Annotated in this window: 20 protein-coding genes; 6 read left to right on the plus strand and 14 right to left on the minus strand. The window is 61.5% G+C overall.

What is annotated here, in order from left to right; translation table 11 throughout:
- Nucleotides 1-100: 100 nt before the first annotated feature.
- Genes AC1DF8_RS25295 through napE form a run of 6 tightly spaced genes read right to left on the minus strand, consistent with a single transcriptional unit; the run spans nucleotide 101 to nucleotide 4,759 of the window.
- The gene (locus AC1DF8_RS25295; RefSeq protein WP_112546556.1) at nucleotides 101-808 is read right to left on the minus strand and encodes a NapC/NirT family cytochrome c; all 708 of its coding nucleotides are present in this window, start codon (nucleotides 806-808) and stop codon (nucleotides 101-103) included.
- Nucleotides 805-1,299, minus strand: a complete 495-nt coding sequence (locus AC1DF8_RS25300; RefSeq protein WP_183846332.1) for a nitrate reductase cytochrome c-type subunit — start codon at nucleotides 1,297-1,299, stop codon at nucleotides 805-807. The genes AC1DF8_RS25295 and AC1DF8_RS25300 overlap by 4 nt, the downstream gene beginning before the upstream one ends.
- On the minus strand, nucleotides 1,269-3,773 hold the full coding sequence (gene napA / locus AC1DF8_RS25305) for a periplasmic nitrate reductase subunit alpha (RefSeq protein ID WP_478155480.1): 2,505 nt from the start codon (nucleotides 3,771-3,773) through the stop codon (nucleotides 1,269-1,271). The genes AC1DF8_RS25300 and napA overlap by 31 nt, the downstream gene beginning before the upstream one ends.
- Complete coding sequence (locus AC1DF8_RS25310; RefSeq protein WP_478155481.1) at nucleotides 3,748-4,029, minus strand: chaperone NapD; 282 nt, start codon at nucleotides 4,027-4,029, stop codon at nucleotides 3,748-3,750. The genes napA and AC1DF8_RS25310 overlap by 26 nt, the downstream gene beginning before the upstream one ends.
- Nucleotides 4,022-4,540: a ferredoxin-type protein NapF gene (gene napF / locus AC1DF8_RS25315; protein ID WP_478155482.1), complete on the minus strand. Its 519-nt coding sequence runs from the start codon at nucleotides 4,538-4,540 to the stop codon at nucleotides 4,022-4,024. The genes AC1DF8_RS25310 and napF overlap by 8 nt, the downstream gene beginning before the upstream one ends.
- Before the next feature lie 9 nt (nucleotides 4,541-4,549).
- Nucleotides 4,550-4,759, minus strand: a complete 210-nt coding sequence (gene napE, locus AC1DF8_RS25320) for a periplasmic nitrate reductase, NapE protein (protein WP_112546552.1) — start codon at nucleotides 4,757-4,759, stop codon at nucleotides 4,550-4,552.
- A 355-nt stretch (nucleotides 4,760-5,114) separates the two neighbouring features.
- On the opposite strand from napE, the gene AC1DF8_RS25325 reads away from it, so the two are divergent.
- Nucleotides 5,115-5,771, plus strand: coding sequence for a glutathione S-transferase family protein (locus AC1DF8_RS25325; RefSeq protein ID WP_478155483.1), 657 nt, complete (start codon nucleotides 5,115-5,117; stop codon nucleotides 5,769-5,771).
- Between the two features lie 50 nt (nucleotides 5,772-5,821).
- Here AC1DF8_RS25325 and AC1DF8_RS25330 read toward each other — a convergent pair whose 3' ends face one another.
- The 4 genes from AC1DF8_RS25330 to AC1DF8_RS25345 form a co-directional block, all read right to left on the minus strand.
- Entirely contained in the window at nucleotides 5,822-6,208 is a 387-nt protein-coding gene (locus AC1DF8_RS25330) for a cupin domain-containing protein (protein ID WP_113145706.1), read from the minus strand.
- Nucleotides 6,205-7,686 (minus strand): 4-hydroxyphenylacetate 3-hydroxylase family protein, encoded by a 1,482-nt coding sequence (locus tag AC1DF8_RS25335; RefSeq protein ID WP_478155484.1) that lies wholly within the window; start codon nucleotides 7,684-7,686, stop codon nucleotides 6,205-6,207. The genes AC1DF8_RS25330 and AC1DF8_RS25335 overlap by 4 nt, the downstream gene beginning before the upstream one ends.
- Before the next feature lie 11 nt (nucleotides 7,687-7,697).
- A complete protein-coding gene (locus AC1DF8_RS25340; RefSeq protein WP_478155485.1) occupies nucleotides 7,698-8,222 on the minus strand; it encodes a flavin reductase family protein in 525 nt (174 codons plus the stop codon).
- An 83-nt stretch (nucleotides 8,223-8,305) separates the two neighbouring features.
- A complete protein-coding gene (locus AC1DF8_RS25345; protein WP_478155486.1) occupies nucleotides 8,306-8,983 on the minus strand; it encodes a GntR family transcriptional regulator in 678 nt (225 codons plus the stop codon).
- Nucleotides 8,984-9,219: 236 nt separating this feature from the next.
- Between AC1DF8_RS25345 and AC1DF8_RS25350 the strand changes: the two genes are divergently transcribed.
- Both AC1DF8_RS25350 and gltS read left to right on the plus strand, forming a co-directional pair.
- Nucleotides 9,220-9,900 carry an LssY C-terminal domain-containing protein gene (locus AC1DF8_RS25350; protein ID WP_409564338.1) on the plus strand — a complete coding sequence of 227 codons (681 nt, stop codon included), beginning with the start codon at nucleotides 9,220-9,222 and terminating at the stop codon, nucleotides 9,898-9,900.
- A 137-nt stretch (nucleotides 9,901-10,037) separates the two neighbouring features.
- Nucleotides 10,038-11,243 (plus strand): sodium/glutamate symporter, encoded by a 1,206-nt coding sequence (gene gltS / locus AC1DF8_RS25355; protein ID WP_478155487.1) that lies wholly within the window; start codon nucleotides 10,038-10,040, stop codon nucleotides 11,241-11,243.
- Between the two features lie 120 nt (nucleotides 11,244-11,363).
- Here the strand turns inward: gltS and AC1DF8_RS25360 are convergent, their stop codons facing one another.
- A complete protein-coding gene (locus AC1DF8_RS25360; protein WP_478155488.1) occupies nucleotides 11,364-12,092 on the minus strand; it encodes an SDR family NAD(P)-dependent oxidoreductase in 729 nt (242 codons plus the stop codon).
- Nucleotides 12,093-12,220: 128 nt separating this feature from the next.
- On the opposite strand from AC1DF8_RS25360, the gene AC1DF8_RS25365 reads away from it, so the two are divergent.
- Nucleotides 12,221-12,562: a winged helix-turn-helix transcriptional regulator gene (locus AC1DF8_RS25365; protein WP_478155489.1), complete on the plus strand. Its 342-nt coding sequence runs from the start codon at nucleotides 12,221-12,223 to the stop codon at nucleotides 12,560-12,562.
- 128 nt (nucleotides 12,563-12,690) lie between these two features.
- Nucleotides 12,691-13,140 (plus strand): thioesterase family protein, encoded by a 450-nt coding sequence (locus AC1DF8_RS25370; RefSeq protein WP_478155490.1) that lies wholly within the window; start codon nucleotides 12,691-12,693, stop codon nucleotides 13,138-13,140.
- Nucleotides 13,141-13,150: 10 nt separating this feature from the next.
- Here the strand turns inward: AC1DF8_RS25370 and AC1DF8_RS25375 are convergent, their stop codons facing one another.
- The gene (locus AC1DF8_RS25375; RefSeq protein WP_183885355.1) at nucleotides 13,151-13,603 is read right to left on the minus strand and encodes a winged helix-turn-helix transcriptional regulator; all 453 of its coding nucleotides are present in this window, start codon (nucleotides 13,601-13,603) and stop codon (nucleotides 13,151-13,153) included.
- Nucleotides 13,604-13,714: 111 nt separating this feature from the next.
- On the opposite strand from AC1DF8_RS25375, the gene AC1DF8_RS25380 reads away from it, so the two are divergent.
- A complete protein-coding gene (locus tag AC1DF8_RS25380; RefSeq protein ID WP_478155491.1) occupies nucleotides 13,715-14,452 on the plus strand; it encodes a hypothetical protein in 738 nt (245 codons plus the stop codon).
- Between the two features lie 22 nt (nucleotides 14,453-14,474).
- Here the strand turns inward: AC1DF8_RS25380 and AC1DF8_RS25385 are convergent, their stop codons facing one another.
- Nucleotides 14,475-14,969 carry a GFA family protein gene (locus AC1DF8_RS25385; protein WP_478155492.1) on the minus strand — a complete coding sequence of 165 codons (495 nt, stop codon included), beginning with the start codon at nucleotides 14,967-14,969 and terminating at the stop codon, nucleotides 14,475-14,477.
- Between the two features lie 101 nt (nucleotides 14,970-15,070).
- Nucleotides 15,071-15,865 (minus strand): transglutaminase-like domain-containing protein, encoded by a 795-nt coding sequence (locus AC1DF8_RS25390; RefSeq protein WP_478155493.1) that lies wholly within the window; start codon nucleotides 15,863-15,865, stop codon nucleotides 15,071-15,073.
- Between the last annotated feature and the right edge of the window lie 76 nt (nucleotides 15,866-15,941).

Genomic DNA, 15,941 nt, shown 5'->3' on the forward strand with positions numbered 1-15,941 from the left:
CAAGCCCCGGAAAGCCTGCCGCTTTCAGAGGCTTGGAGCTGCGGACCTTCACACGCATGCCCTGCCCTACTTGCGACACCAGGCAGAGCCGAGGCAGCCGTCAGTTGTCGATGGCCACCGCATCGGCCGTGCCGAGATAGGCCGCGAGCTTGGCCCGCTCATGCCAACCGGGATCGGCATTCCTGCCCATCAGCTCCGCCGGAACCTTCCAGCCCGGATCGACGCCTTCCATGTTCGGAAGCTCATGCGCGATGCCCTTGTGGCAATCGATGCAGGTCGCCTTGCCCGGCAGCAGGTATCGCGTGTGGATCTCGGCGGCGCGCACGGTCTGTTTCGTCAGGTCCATGGCGCCCATCGAGTGGCAGTTCCGGCATTCCAGGCTGTCATTGGCCTTCAGCCGCGCCCATTCGTGCTCGGCGAGTTCCAGCCGCTTGTCGAGGAATTTTTCGCGCGTGTTGATCGTCCCGAATATCTTGCCCCAGACTTCCTTCGACGCCTGCATCTTGCGCGCGATCTTGTCGGTCCACTGGTGCGGCACATGGCAGTCCGGGCACGTGGCGCGAACGCCCGAGCGGTTCGAGAAGTGAACGGTGCGGCTCAGCTCCTCATAGACGTTCGTTTTCATTTCATGGCAGCCGGTGCAGAAGGCCTCGGTATTGGTCACTTCGAGCGCAGTATTGAAGGCACCCCAGAACATGACCCCGCCGACAAAGCCGCCGAGCGTCAGGAATGCCAGGCTGAGTGTCGTTGCCGGCGAGCGCAACAGGCGCCAGCACCACAGGACTATCGTTTTGATCCTCCCGATCATTGCTCGCTTCCCGCAGGCTTGAAGCCCAGCTCGCTCATATCCTTGAAGGTGTTCGGCACCAGCGGCTTTGCATCCGCCTGCGGCACGTGGCAGGCGGTGCAGAAATATCGCCGCGGCGAGACATCGGCGAGCATCTGCCCTTCGCGGGTCATGTAATGGGTGACGCTGATCATCGGCGCGCCGGAGCCTTCCGTCAGCTCGCGCCGATGGCAGGAAAGACAGCGATTGGCGTTCACCGTCAGCTGGTAGCCCTCGATCGAATGCGGGATGATCGGAGGCTGGTCCGGATAGTTCCGCATCTTCCTCAGGTCATCGATCACCCATTTGGGAACCGGCTTCGCCTCCTTGCTCTCCATCGGATTCTCGTTGCCGGACAACGAGGGCACCATCTGCGCGAGCGTGACGGTGCCGGTGAGCAGGAGAAGGGCGACGGCCGCGATCGCCCGAGCGCGCCTGGAGATTAGGCGACCGGAAGAAGCTTGACTGCGCATTTTTTGAAATCCGTCTGCTTGGAGATGGGGTCGGTGGCGTCGAGCGTGACCTTGTTGATCAGCTGGCTGGCGTCGAACCACGGCACGAAGATCACGCCATGCGGCATGCGGTTGCGCCCGCGGATTTCCACGCGGCTGATGATCTCGCCGCGCCGTGACTGGATGCGAACCTCCGCGCCCTGGTTGAAGCCCAACTTCCTGGCGTCGTCGCCGTTCATGAAACAGCGCGCACCGGGAAAGGCCCGGTAGAGCTCGGGAACACGCATCGTCATCGAGCCGGAATGCCAATGTTCGAGGACACGGCCCGTCACGAGCCAGAAATTGAACTCGTCATCGGGCGACTCGGCGGGCGGCTCATAAGGCACCGCCAGGATGACCGCGCGGCCGTCCTTCTGCCCGTAGAATTTCAGCCCCTCGCCCGGCTTGACGTAGGGGTCGTAGCCTTCGCGGTATCGCCACCGCGTCTCCTTGCCGTCGACGACGGGCCAGCGCATGCCGCGCACCTGATGGTACATGTCGTAGGGTGCCAGATCATGCCCGTGCCCGCGGCCGAAATGGGCATATTCCTCGAACAGCCCCTTCTGGATGTAGAAGCCGAAGGCCTTGGCCTCGCGGTTCTCATAGTCTGGCGAGACGTCCGTCAGGGGGAATTCGTCCACATTTCCGTTCTGGTAGAGCACCTGGTAGAGCGTCTTGCCCTTGTAGTCCGGGTTCTTGTCGAGGATGTCGGCGGGCCAGACCTCGTCGGTGGTGAAGCGCTTGGAGAATTCCACCAATTGCCAGAGGTCCGAGCGGGCATCGCCCGGCGCATTGACCAGCTGGTGCCAGACATGCGTGCGCCGTTCGGCATTGCCGTAGGCGCCCTCCTTCTCCACCCACATGGCCGCCGGCAGAATCAAATCGGCGCTCATGGCTGTCACTGTCGGATAGGCGTCCGAGACGACGATGAAATTGTCCGGGTTGCGATATCCCTTGTAGGTCTCGTTGCTGGTGTTCGGCGCGGCCTGGACGTTGTTGTTGACCTGCACCCAGTAGAAATTCAGCTTCCCGTCATGCAGCATTCGGTCCTGCTCGACGGCGTGATAACCGGGCTTGTCCGGCAGCAGCCCCTGCGGCACCTTCCAGATTTCCTCGGCATGCTTGCGATGCTCGGGATTGGTGACGACCATGTCGGCCGGCAGGCGGTGGGCGAAGGTGCCGACCTCGCGGGCCGTACCGCAGGCAGACGGCTGTCCCGTCAGCGAGAACGGGCTGTTGCCCGGCTCGGAAATCTTTCCCGTGAGCAGATGCAGGTTATAGACCATCTGGTTGGCCCAGACGCCGCGCACATGCTGGTTGAAGCCCATGGTCCAGAGCGACATGACCTTGGTCTTGGGATCGGCATAGAGTTCCGCGAGCTGCTCCAGGAAGGCGCTGTCGACGCCCGAAAGCTCGACCGCCTTTTCGAGCGTGTATTCCGAGACCATCGCCTTGAAGGCCTCGAAGTCGATCGGATCCATCTTGGCGGCGTCGGCGACACCCTTGGCCTTCAATTCCAGCGGGTTGTCGGGGCGCAGGCCGTAGCCGATATCGGTCGTGCCCTTCATGAACTTCGTATGCTTGTCGACGAAATCCTGGTTGACCCGGCCGGTCTGGATGATGTGGTTGGCGATGTAGTTGAGGATCGCGAGGTCCGAACCCGGCTTGAAGATCAGCGGTATGTCGGCAAGGTCCATGCTGCGATGCGTGAAGGTGGAAARCACCGCGACCTTCACATGCTCGTGCCCGAGCCGCCTGTCGGCCACCCGCGTCCAGAGGATCGGATGCATCTCGGCCATGTTCGAACCCCAGAGCACGAAGGCATCGGCGTTTTCGAAATCGTCGTAGCATCCCATCGGCTCGTCCATGCCGAAGGTGCGCATGAAGGCGACCGCCGCGGAAGCCATGCAGTGCCGCGCATTGGGATCGAGATTGTTGGAGCGGAAGCCCGCCCGCATCAGCTTTGTCGCCGCGTATCCTTCGAAGATGGTCCACTGGCCGGAGCCGAACATGCCGAGCGCCGTCGGCCCTTTTTCCTTGAGCACGCGCTTGGCCTGCGCCGCCATCACGTCGAAGGCTTCCTCCCAGGTGACGGGTTCGAACTCGCCGTCCTTGGCATAGACCCCGTCCCGCTTGCGCAGCAGCGGGCTCGTCAGCCGGTCCTTGCCGTACATGATTTTGGAGAGGAAGTAGCCCTTGACGCAGTTGAGGCCGCGATTGACCTCCGCCTCCATGTCGCCATGGGTCGCAACGACCTGGTTCTCCTTCACGCCGACCATGACGCCGCAGCCGGTGCCGCAGAAGCGGCACGGCGCCTTCGACCATTTGATCTCCAGCGCCGCCACCCCGCCGGGCACCGATTGCGCCGCAGCTGGCGCGGCGATGCCGGCAGCCGTCGCGGCGATCGCCGCCGCCTGCGCCTTCAGGAGATCACGCCGCGTGAGTTCGGTCGTCATCGTTTGTCTCCTTCATTTCCAATGCCTGTTCAAAAACCATGTGGGCGGCGAGCACGCCGTCCATCCCCGAAATGCCGATGAGCCTCTCCCCGAGCACCCCGGAATGCGGCCCCTCGATCACGACGACGATCTTGCCCGGTCCCGTCGCGTGAACCTCCACCCCTTCGATTTCCGCCAGACGCGCCGCGACATCTCCGGTCAGTTCCGGGCGGGTGACGACGACGGCGCTGGAGACGTGATGGCGGCTGTCAGACATGGGTTGCCTCCCGATGGCGGGGTTTCATCGCGATTGCATCGGCCGGACAGACCGAAATGCAGGCGCCGCATCCCGTACAGGCATGCGCATCGAGCTCGGGAACGAACGGCCCGCCGAGCCGCGGCCAGAACCGGATGGCGCCTTCAGGACAGCTGTCGCGGCAGGCCTGACAGTCGACGTAATTGTTGGCGAGGCACCCGTCATCGATAACAGCATGATGGGCAAAGCTGCTGGCGGGACCGGCCGGAAAGACGCTCTCGGGACATCGTTCCGCGCACTGGCCGCAGAAGGTGCATTCGCCGAGCCTGAAGTCCACGGTCGGAACGCCCGAACGGATCGAAATGATCTTGGTGGGACAGGCATCGACGCATGCGCCGCAGCCCGAACAGCTCCGAACGGATGTTTCGGTCGCTCCGGGGGGAAGTATCCCCCCGGGAGGAAAATTCGTCGCCGGATCTGCCGATGACCTGCCGGTCAGAAAACCGCGTCGCGTGCGTGTCGAGAGAACCATTGGAGATCCTCACTCTGCCGAGCCGGGAGGTGCGGCCTTGACCTCATGCGGCCCCGGCGGCCCGTAGACGATCTGGTACATCCAGACCATGAAGCCGTAACCGCCGACGACGCCGACGGCGACCACGGGCCAAATCCCGAAAGCGAGCACGGCGAAGGTCAAAAGCTCCCGCCTGCGCTTCCTCTTGAACTCTGCGACAGAATCCGTGATTTGAGCCACAACGCCTCCCCAGAGTTGCCGACGCAACCATTATGACACTTTAGGCGTGTCAGGCCAATCACCATCTCCTGTCGCGCCATCGCAGGCGCTGCACGTCCAGGAATCGGGTACATGAGAAGGTGTATCGCAGGCCCGCCCGGCAGTCCTTGACAGAGATCAAAGCAGACCGCCGACGAAAGTGAATCCACCCCTGCCAAGCCTCGTTTCTTTGTGACCGGCACGCTATCCTTCCACGGGCGGGTGATGGCGCAAGGCCGGCTCCGCTTGGCCCGCGCCGGGATCATTTCCATCGTCCCGCTGTCGGATTCAGGCCCGCCTGCCCGTCTTCCAGACGGACAGATCACGGAGGACAGAAATGACGATCACCATTACCGCCTTCGAACGCTCGCCCGATCGCGGCAAGGGCCTTGCGCGCGATATGCGCGTGCGCTGGGCGCTGGAGGAAGCAGGCCAGCCCTATGATGTCCGCCTCGTCTCCTTCAAGACGATGAAGGAGCACGCCCATCTTGCGCTTCAGCCCTTCGGGCAGATCCCGACCTATGAGGAAGGCGATCTCGCGCTCTTCGAATCCGGCGCGATCATCCTGCATATCGCCCTCAATCATGGCGGCCTGCTGCCCGATGATGCCAACGCCCGGGCGCGCGGCATCACCTGGATCTTCGCCGCAATCTCCACGATGGAACCCGTCATCGTCGACCGCGAGACCGCCAGATTTGAAGAGGGCAAGGAGAGCTGGTACCCGGAGCGGCAGGCCCATGTCGAAAGACGCATCCGCAAGCGGCTCGGCGAACTCTCCGCCCGGCTCGGCGATGCGGACTGGCTCGACGGAAATTTCAGCGCCGGCGACCTGCAGATGATCTCTGTGCTGCTGCGGCTGGAGGGATCGGCGCTGCTGGGTGAATATCCCAACCTCTGCGCCTATATCGCACGCGGACAGGCGCGGCCCGCATTCAAGCGCGCCTTCGAGGCACAGAAGGCGGTGTTCCTGGCCGTATCGGCCGGCGGGCAATAGCCGGATCAGATCGATGGGCTGCGAGGTTTTCGGCCGCCCTGCGTCAGAATCTATGGTGCGTCATAGTAGTGGACCTCCAGCAGCAGACATCCCGTCTCCGATCTGAATGGTCCGTGAAAGACACCGGGTGGACGACAGGCATAGGTATGGATGGAGAAGGTCGTCGCCAGTTCTGTTCCATCGCCGACGATCAGGTCGCCCTCGAGCAGATAGACCTCCTCCCAGTAATCGTGGACAAACGGCCGCTCGGTCCGCGCACCCGGGCTGAAGCGGAGCAAGCGGGTGCGGCTGCCTTTGCCCCCGGTCTCGTCCAGGCGTCCCGCCAGTATCTTCTGTTCGATGCCGGGCGGATAGCCGGAAGGACCGTGCCAGCCGGTATCCATGTCGACGCGGTGGAACTCCTTGTGCTCCCGGAAGGCCGAAATCGGGAAGCTCATGCCGCCACCGCGGCATCGGCCGGACGCTCGCCCTCGAGCGAATAGGAATCCAGCATCTGGTCGACAAGCCTTGTGCCGGAATGCCAGTCGAAGGTGCGGAAGCTGTGGCCGGTGGTGACGAAATTCGCCCCGGCATAGAACATTTCGTATTGCGTATGGCGCGAGGCGAATTCCGAGCCGATCGCATCCCAGGCCAGCTTGAACAGCTTCACCCGCCCTTCGGCGCTCGTTGCCGGTGATTGCTGCGTCCTCTCGATCAATTCCTTCAGCTGCGGGTCGGCGAAATCGGCGACGCTCGAAGGCAGCATGATCAATCCGCCGCCCGCCAGTTCGCGCAGGGTCGAGATCACGGCGGGATAAAGTTTCTGGGTCAGCACCTGCGCCGAATAGAGCATGTGCGCATCCGGGATGAAATAGCGGCCGCGCATCTGCCCCTTGACCTCCATGGCGTGGACAAAGGCGTCGACCATCGCGTTCTGGGCTGCCAGCGAGCCGAGGATCTCATGCACCTGCGGGAAATTGACGATGCCGTTGGTTTCGGCAATGCGATGCGCCAGCCCCGACAGGAAGCGCATCTTCACCATCAGGCGGATCTGCGCCTGATAGTTCTGCAGGACATGCGCCGGCGTGCCATGAAACTGCCGCTGGCACATCTTGATATCCTGGTTGATGAATACCCTGTCCCAGGGCACCTTGACGTCATCGAAATAGAGGACCGCATCGTTCTCGTCGAAGCGACTGGCGAGCGGATTGTCGAACACGCTCACCGCATGTTCCTCGTAGGATTTGCGGGACATGATTGTCATGCCGCGCGCATTCATCGGGACGGCGAAGGAGACGGCATAGGGCTCATCGCCTTCCGACAGCGGCTGGATGCAGGTCACGAGGACTTCGTTCGCCATGATCGCACCCGTCGCCAGCATCTTTGCGCCGCGGATCGTCAGACCCTCGGCATCCTGATCGACGACACCGGCAGTCAGCGTGCGGTCCTGCTGCTGGCTTGCCGTCTTCGACCGGTCCGCCTGCGGATTGATGATCACGTAAGTCAGGTAGAGGTCGCTGTCGCGGGCATGGCGATAGTAGTCGGCCAGCGCATCGGCGCGCTTCGGATCATGATCCCGGAACACATCGATCCCCATCATCATGCCGGACAGGCAGGAGGCGACATGATCGGGAGCGCGGCCAAGGAAACCGCAATGCAGTGTGGCCCATGTCTCCAGCGCCTTGCGTCGCTCCACGAGTTCCGTGTAGGTCGCCGGCATCTGCCAGATCCGGCTTGCGCGATCCCCGCTCTCCGTCTCGCAGGTCATGAGCGACCGGTTCCGCTCCTCGCTCTGGAAGTCATAGAGCCGCGCCACGGACCGTACCGTTTCGCGAAAGGCCGGATGCGCGGTGACATCGCCCGCAACAGCGCCGTTGATGAACACCTGCCTGCCGTCGCGCAGGGCTTCGATATGCTGTGCACCTGTCTTCAACATCACTACCCCCTTCAATAGTGCGAGGCCAACGGCCACGATTGATCGGCGAATCCTTCATTTTCCAGGGCGGCGTAGCGGCCCTTGGAAAAGACCAGCGGATGGCGGTCCCGGAATGTGCGGAACGAGATGACTTTGCCTATGAAAAGAAGATGGTCGCCGCCCTGATGGACGGCCCAATGCGCGCAGTGAAACACCGCCGCAGCACCCGGCAATGTCGGACCGTGCCCTGCCCGGGTCTCGCAGGCGATCCCTTCCCACTTGTCGGTCAGCGACCGCGAGAAGCGGCCCGAAAGATCTGCCTGGTTTTCCGAGAGAACGTTGATCGTGTAAGCCGTCGCCTGCTGCCAAAGCGGCAGGCTGGCCGCACGGCGATCGATGCTGAACAGGACAAGCGGCGGGTCGAGCGAGAGAGAATTGAACGAGCTGATCGTCACACCGAGCGCTTCTGTGCCGACGACACTGGTGACCACGCACACACCGGTCGGAAACTGCCCCAACGCCTGCCTGAATGCATTCACGTCGAAAACTGGTTCCATGTCCGGCCCCCCGGTGCTGATCTGAATTATCCGATTGCCATTCCTGCTTTCCTGTCAGCCTTAAGTTTGCGTCCGTGCAGCGGCTATTCCGCAGCCCGAGAGATGGCAGCCCGGCCGCCGAAAGYCGGCGCCCGCAATGCCGTCAGCGTCCTCGCCAGATGCTCGCCGACCGCCGCCACCGCCCGCGCCGGCTCGCAGGCCCGGATCGCATCGACAATTGCGCGATGTTCGACCAGGACCTCGTCGATCCGGCTGCCGACGGAGATGGCATGCACGCCCATCCTGACCTGCCGATCCCGCAGGCTTTCGTAGAATGTTGCGAGAACCACGTTGCCCGCTGCCCGCACGATTGTCCTGTGGAATTCCCGATCGCTTTCGATGAAGGCGACGGGATCGTTGCGAACCTGTTCCTGCCGCGCGATCATGTCGTCCAATCCATCGGCGACGCTGCTGCCGAAACTGCTCGCCTGCTGCGCGCACCACTCTTCGACGAGGCGCCGAGCCTGCATGATATCGTCGATCTCGGCCTCGGTGATCGGCGCGATGTACGCCCCCTTCTTCGGCATGATCTTCAGCAAACCGTCGGCTTCCAGCCGCAGGAACGCCTCCCGCACGGGGGTTCGGGAAACTCCGGTCTCCCGGCAGACCTGCGACTCCGTCAGGAAAGTCGTCTCATGGCGGGGCAAGGTCAGCACGTGCTGCTTCAACCAGGCATAGACCATGTCCTGGGCATCCGGCTGCGAAGAGAATGAAAGCGACATGGACCTGCTCCACGAGCTGATAAACAACTTGTATACAACATGCGTATCAGAATTCAAGCAGTTTCTAATGAACGCTGCCGCAGGCGCGACAGTCGACGTCCCGTGCGTTTGCTTTTTGCTTCGATCGAGATCGAGCGGACAACTGCAAATTATGAATGTCGCCACCGCATGTTCGGCGTATGATCCTCCCTGGCAATCTGGGGGGATTTCCAATGCGTCATCGCACGAGAATCCGCATGGCGACCAGCACTGTGGCTGCCCTGCTGTTCACATATTTGCTGCTTGCCTATTTCGTCATTCCCGAAATCTGGATTTTTCACGATGCCGACCGCGTTGCCAAAGTTGGCAACATGGTCACGACCACCGAGCAGGGTATTCCCGGCGACCCCATCAATGTCGGTCTTGTCGGTTCGAAGGAAGAGGTTATCCGGGCATTCGCGGCGGCCGGATGGGATCCTGCCGACAAGATTACCTTGCGCACATCGATCGATATCGGACTGAGCGTGGTGCTTGATCGGCCTGATCTCGATGCGCCGGTCAGCCCACTGCTTTTCGAGGGCAGAAAACAGGATCTGGCTTTCGAAAAGCCCGTCGGCAAAAGCGCCGACGAACGCAACCATGTTCGTTTTTGGCTGACCGAACAAACCGGCCCGAATGGCCGCCCGCACTGGCTRGGCTCGGCAAGTTTTGATCGGGGCGTCGGCTTCAGTCACGATACCGGTCAAATCACGCATCATATCGGCCCTGATGTCGATGCAGAGCGCGACCTTGTCATCAGCGACCTTCTCAAGGCCGGGCAACTTTTGTCGAGCTATGAGATCAATGGCATCGGACCGACCAAAGACGGTCGCAACGGCGGCGGCGATCCCTATTTCACCGACGGAAAGGCTCTCGTCGGCGTGCTTCGAAACCAGTAACGGGCAGCAGGAGCCGGATGCAGCATGATGTCCCCGGGAGCAGCAAGGGGGCGAAACAATATTTTCACTGGTTCAGTCAAAGCGCGTGTGTCAGTGTTTTGCAACCGATACGGCGCGTCTGGCGGTGAAGGTGGCACATGTCGACAATACAGGTCCCGGGACTGCTGTCGTTCACCATAGCRATCCTCGTGTTCTTCGCCGGCGCGAACCTCAATCGGCTCATCCCCGTCCTCACCCGCTGGAGCATCCCGGAGGCAGTCACAGGCGGGCTGCTGGCAGCGCTCGTGACGCTCCTCGCCTACGAGTTCTTCGATATCGAGATCAGCTTCGAGCTTGCCGCACGCGACATGCTGCTGCTTTACTTTTTCACCGGCGTCGGCCTGAACGCGCGGGTCTCCGATCTCTTTGCCGGGGGCAGGCCGTTTCTCATCCTGCTGGCCCTCACGCTTGCGTTCCTTGTCATCCAGAACCTCCTTTCCATGGGGGCGAGCGAAGTGCTCGGTCTTCCACAAGGCATGGCAATCCTTCTCGGTTCGATCTCACTGATCGGAGGGCATGGCACGGCGATTGCCTGGGCACCTGTCGTGTCGAGCCGTTTCGGCCTCACCAATGCTCTAGAAATCGGCATTGCCAGCGCAACGCTCGGCCTGGTCGTCGCCAGTCTGATCGGGGGACCAATCGCGCAGTATCTGATCGCCCGGAATGGCCTGAGTGGCCCCAAGGACGAGGAGCTGACGATCGGCGTGTCGCGGGATGCCGTTGCCGGCCAGGAAGACGATGTCAGCTACATCGGCCTGTTGCGCACATTGCTGGTGACAAATATTGCCATCATCATCGGCTACGCCCTGCACGAGCTTATCCTTGAAGCCGGGATCAATCTTCCGCTGTTCGTCGTCTGTCTGCTGGTCGCCATCGTGATGACGAACAGCATTCCGATCCTGGCTCCGAATTTGCCCTGGCCGGCACACACCCGCGGTCTGGCGCTCATATCCGATCTCTCTCTGAACGTATTCCTGGCGATGTCTCTGATGAGCATGCAGTTGTGGGCCTTGAGCGGACTGGGCCTTTCGCTTGCGATCGTGCTGGCGGTGCAGACGCTTGCGGCCATCGTCTACATCATCTTCATCGTGTTCCCGGCCATGGGGCGCAACTACAATGCGGCAGTCATTTCCGCCGGCTTTTGCGGGATTTCGCTCGGAGCCACCCCCACGGCAATAGCCAACATGACGGCGGTCACCAAGATCCACGGAGCAGCCACCATCGCGTTCATCATCCTGCCGCTCGTCTCCGCCTTCTTCATCGATCTTGCAAACGCAGCAGTGCTTGGGTTCCTTGTCCGGTGATTGGTCCTGCTCTCTCTGTGTCGTGATGCGAGGAGATCGCAATGGCCGATGCGTGGAACAAAGGCCATCTTGAGCGGGGGGCAGCGGTGTTGCCGCTGCCCCTCATGAAGGCCCTATCGGTCAATGCGCATAGCGATTAGCCGGCAGGATCGACTCGGCACGAGTCCGGTCGGCCGCCATCGACCAGATTTCCTCGGCAAGTACGTCGGGATCGATCGTCGTGAAGCGCCGATCATCGAGCGGCAGGCCATTTGCGGCCGCAATGCGAAGGCCTGTGGAATTGTCGATCATGGCACCGATGTGGAGCATCCCGGCGAACACGCCGCGCGCCTTGATCTCTTCGTGGAGGCCGAGGATGTAATTGCGTGTGGCGGCAAAGGCCGGGCCTGGGCCGCTCAATCCGGGCATTGGCGTCACCGCCGAAAGACCGTCGGCGACGATGATCGCCCCGTTGCCGCGAGCAAGCATACCCGGCAATACCGCGCGGACGACTTCGACTGGAGCCAAGGTCAGGATATTGACGAGTTCCTTGGGCAAGGCTGCCGTCAGATCGACAGCCGGAAGCATACGAAAGCTGCCGACAGGCGCGAAAACGGCGGTGTGAATTGGAGCCGACTTCTCTTCGATCTTTCCTACCAAAGCCGCGATTGCGTCGATCTCATTGAGATCGCCGGGAAAGGCGGCCGCTTCTATGCCCTGCGCCGACAACTCGGACACCCTCTGGTCCAGAAATTGCGCGTTGCGAGCGACGAGGGCGACGCGGAACCCGGCCTTTCCATAGCGCCTTGCGACGGAAGCACCCAACCCTGTGCCGGCACCAAAAATCGCGATTGTTTTCCGGTCAGTCATAACATCTCCTGTGGTAGTATGTTTTGCTGACTAGATATGTTTGCTAGACTACATCGGCACAAGAACGCATAATTTTAGGGCCTGGTCACATGGATTTACCTACCCCGCCGCCGCAACCGGGAACGAGCATGGACTGTCGTCCAATCAGCCAGATGCTTGGCCGCATTGGTGACAAATGGACGATCATGACGATCACGATGCTGCTGGACGGCCCGAGGAGATTTAACGAACTGCGCCGGCTTATCGGGGGCATCAGCCAGCAGATGCTGACACGGACCTTGCGTGCCCTTGAAAACGACGGTCTCGTTTCCAGAAAAGTCTATCCGACAATCCCGCCTCAGGTGGAATATAGCCTTACCACCCTCGGCAGGTCGCTTGCCGAGCCTTTGACGCAGCTGACGCGCTGGGTTCTGTCGAACATGAGTGAAATCGAGCGCAACCGCCTGGAGGCTGCCAACGGTTCCCGCTAGATGAGAGCGCCATGCGTCCATTCGGACCTCGCGCCATCAGTGCCTCAGCGCCCCTCGCCCAAAGGCGGGGGCGAGCCAACGCGGAAGCTGCCGATTTCCTGGCCGATCAATATGCGATTGGGCAAGATATGAGACAGTCCGCCGAACTGCCGCCACTCTTTGTCGGACTGCGTCATGTGGAACGCCTGCGTGTCGCTCCCATCCATACGGTTCCCGAGATCGACGATTCCTGGCCCGGTTTTCGTGACATGCCGCCGGTGCTGGCGACAGCGATCATCATTGCCTTCATCGAGCAGACCTGTGTGCAGGGACTTCGACCTTTCCTTCATCAGGGACAGCGCACCGTCGGCACCCATGTCAATGTCAGTCACGTCGCGGCAACGCCGGTCGGAATGAACATCACCGCGGAAATTGAACTGGCGGAGATGGACGGAAAATCGCTCCTCTTCAACGTCATATGCCGCGACGATGCCGGCCTTATCGGTGAAGGAACGCATCGGCGCGCCGTCGTCGAGATGGAGCGCTTCATGAAGAGGCTCGATGAGAAGCGCCCTGCGCCTGCAACGAAGGGTCCCTGAAAGGCTGAGATCAACGATCCCGGGGATCAATGCGAAACTGTTGAGAGTCCAGAGGTCGGCCGTCTCGGGCTGCAAGCTGAAGCTTCTGCAAGGGTTGCCCGTTCAGGCTGTCCACGATCGCATAGTTCAGTTCACCCTCTGCAAAACAATGCTCCTCCCCCCATTGCCAGAGAGCGACGAGGACCACGCTTAGCTGGCGCCCTTTCGGCGTCAGGAGATAGAGATGGCTGAGCGCGGAGTCAGGGTCCGGCTCCACCGTGAAGATGCCCTCCTCCACGAGCTTTCGCAGGCGAACCGACAGGATGTTCTTTGCGAGCCCGAGGCTCTTCTGAAACTCGGAAAATCGTCGAAGCCCCTTGAAAGCCTCCCTGATGATGAGGAGCGACCACCAATCACCAACGGCTTGCAGAGACCGCGCGATCCCGCACTGGGCATCCCCCATGTCAGTTCGCTTGCCCTTCATTTTCCCGCCTTTCATCCGAATTACGGTTGCAAAATTAAACCATATCGGAATAGATGTCGATAGGTTTCAAAGTTAAACTTTTATGATCATCACGAACCGGAGGCTCTAGAAGTGACCGACCTATTGGATCTCGCAATCGAAGCGCATGGCGGCCTGCAACGCTGGCAGCAGATCGAGCAATTGCATGCGCATATCAAAGTTGGCGGCGCGGTCTGGCATGTGAAGGGCTGGCCGGATGTCTATGCCGACATCCACACGTCGGTCTCCACCCATCATCCGCATACTGAATTCACCCCCTTCCTGCAGGAAGGGCAGCATTGCGTCTGGGAACCGGAGCAAACATCTATCGTTGCCGACAGCGGCGACGTCATCGAACATCGTGCCGCACCGCGTTCCTTCTTTGAAGGACATACGATCACCACACCCTGGGACCGGCAGCACCTGATCTATTTCACCGGCTATGCCATGTGGACCTATCTGACGACGCCGTTTCTCTTCACGCTTCCCGGTTTCAGGACGGAGGAGATCGAGCCGTGGCAGGAAGAGGATGAAACCTGGCGCCGGCTGAAGGTAACCTTCCCGCCGACCGTCCCCAGCCATTCCACCGTGCAGACCTTCTATTTCAATGCGGACGGCCTGTTGCGGCGCCATGACTACAGCGTCGACATCATGGGCGGCACCAGGAGCGCCAACTATGCAAGCGACCACAGGAGTTTCGGTGGCTTGATAATCCCGACGAAGCGCAGGGTTTACGCAACCGGCCCGGACAACCGGCCCATCCTCGATCGGGTCGCCGTCTCGATCGATCTGCTCGATGTCGGCATCGAGCCGCAGCCGATCGCCTCGTGACCGGCGGGATAGGACTCAGCCCTCACGCCCCCTTGACCGCCCATGAACTCGTATCGTGGTCAGGGTGCTGATTGCTGCTCTCCTTGATCGCCGCAGCCCAGTCGGCACCGTTGGTTTCGGTCGCACCGGTATTTTCTATGCCCGTGATCGTATCGAACCACCCCACCATGTTCTCGGTGCAGGTGCTGGCATGCGGCGGAAAGGCGTGCGGATCGTCGAGCGAGCCGATCATCAGATTGGTGCGGCCGTTTTCGAGGTGGTGGAAAAACAAGGGCGTGCCGCAATTGGCGCAGAAGCCGCGCTCGACAAGCTCCGAGCTCTTCCAGACTTGAGGCCTGCCGCGAGTCCAGGTGAGCGCATCGTCGGGCGCGGCGACAAGCGCGGCAAAGACGTTGCCCGAGGCTTTCTGGCACATGCGGCAATGGCAGAGATGCGAATTGTCGTGCATCGCGGTTGCGTGGTAGCGCACGGCCCCGCACTGGCAGCCGCCCCTCACTTCCCTCTCGATACGCTCCATTTCTTCTCCTCCTTCAAAACGCGGGCTTGGGGTCGATCTCTTTTAGGTTTTCGTTTTTTGATCGTCCAGCACAGCAGGTGTCTCCAGCGACGTAACCATACCTAGGCCAGCCAGTCCGGTTTGCGGGCAACGAGTGACTGATACGGGCGGGCGGCGAGATCATCCAGCCATGCCAGCTCCTCGGGTGGCACCTGCCGGCTTGCCTCCGGCGCCTCGCGCCAGCGATCCCACTCGGAGGTCTCCCGATCGTTCAGGACAAGGTGGTCGCGCAGGACATTGATCTTCAGGAACCAGAGACCGGTTGTGCCGCCATGGCCAAAGCTTGCGGGTTCGGCCTCTCCGCGGCGGCATTTCAGCCAGGCTTCCCCTGCCATGAGGAAAGCGCTGCGCGGCATGTCGGCAGCGTCGAATTCAATGCGTTTCCTGCCTCTCAGCATCGCGTCAATCTGTGCGTCGGCGAGCTGCCACTCGCCCGTCCCGCCATCCCGATATTCGCAGATCCAGTGATCTTCCCACTCCGTCGAGAAATAGGATGCGAAGCCGCATCGCACACGCGCGGGAACGCCCTTGCTCCGGAGAAATGCACAAAGCATGAGTGCGAAATCCCGGCATGTACCGACGGATCGCCTGTCGGCCGGCCGCGCCTGGGCGAGAGGACGGTCGTCGCGCTGCATGATGTCGGCAAGCCGTTCGGCGATCGGCAGGGTCTGGCGCGCGCCCGGCCCGAGCTTCGAGGCGTCGAGACCATAGTCCCCGAGCCAGCTGGAATGCACCAGGAGGCCCTGCACGATGCCGGCGAGATGCCCGACCTCGTCAGGGAGAGCTGCGATAGCCTGCGCCTGTTGGCCGGGGTCGGACATCGGCGTGTGGACGGTCCATCGATCGAGGCTGGTCATGCTGGCTCCCATTGATGGCTATGGTCGCCAGCCAAATCCATCATCGGGCCGCCGGCAAGGTCGGGAAACGGGCAAT

The organism is Rhizobium sp. 05N49 (assembly GCF_056396805.1).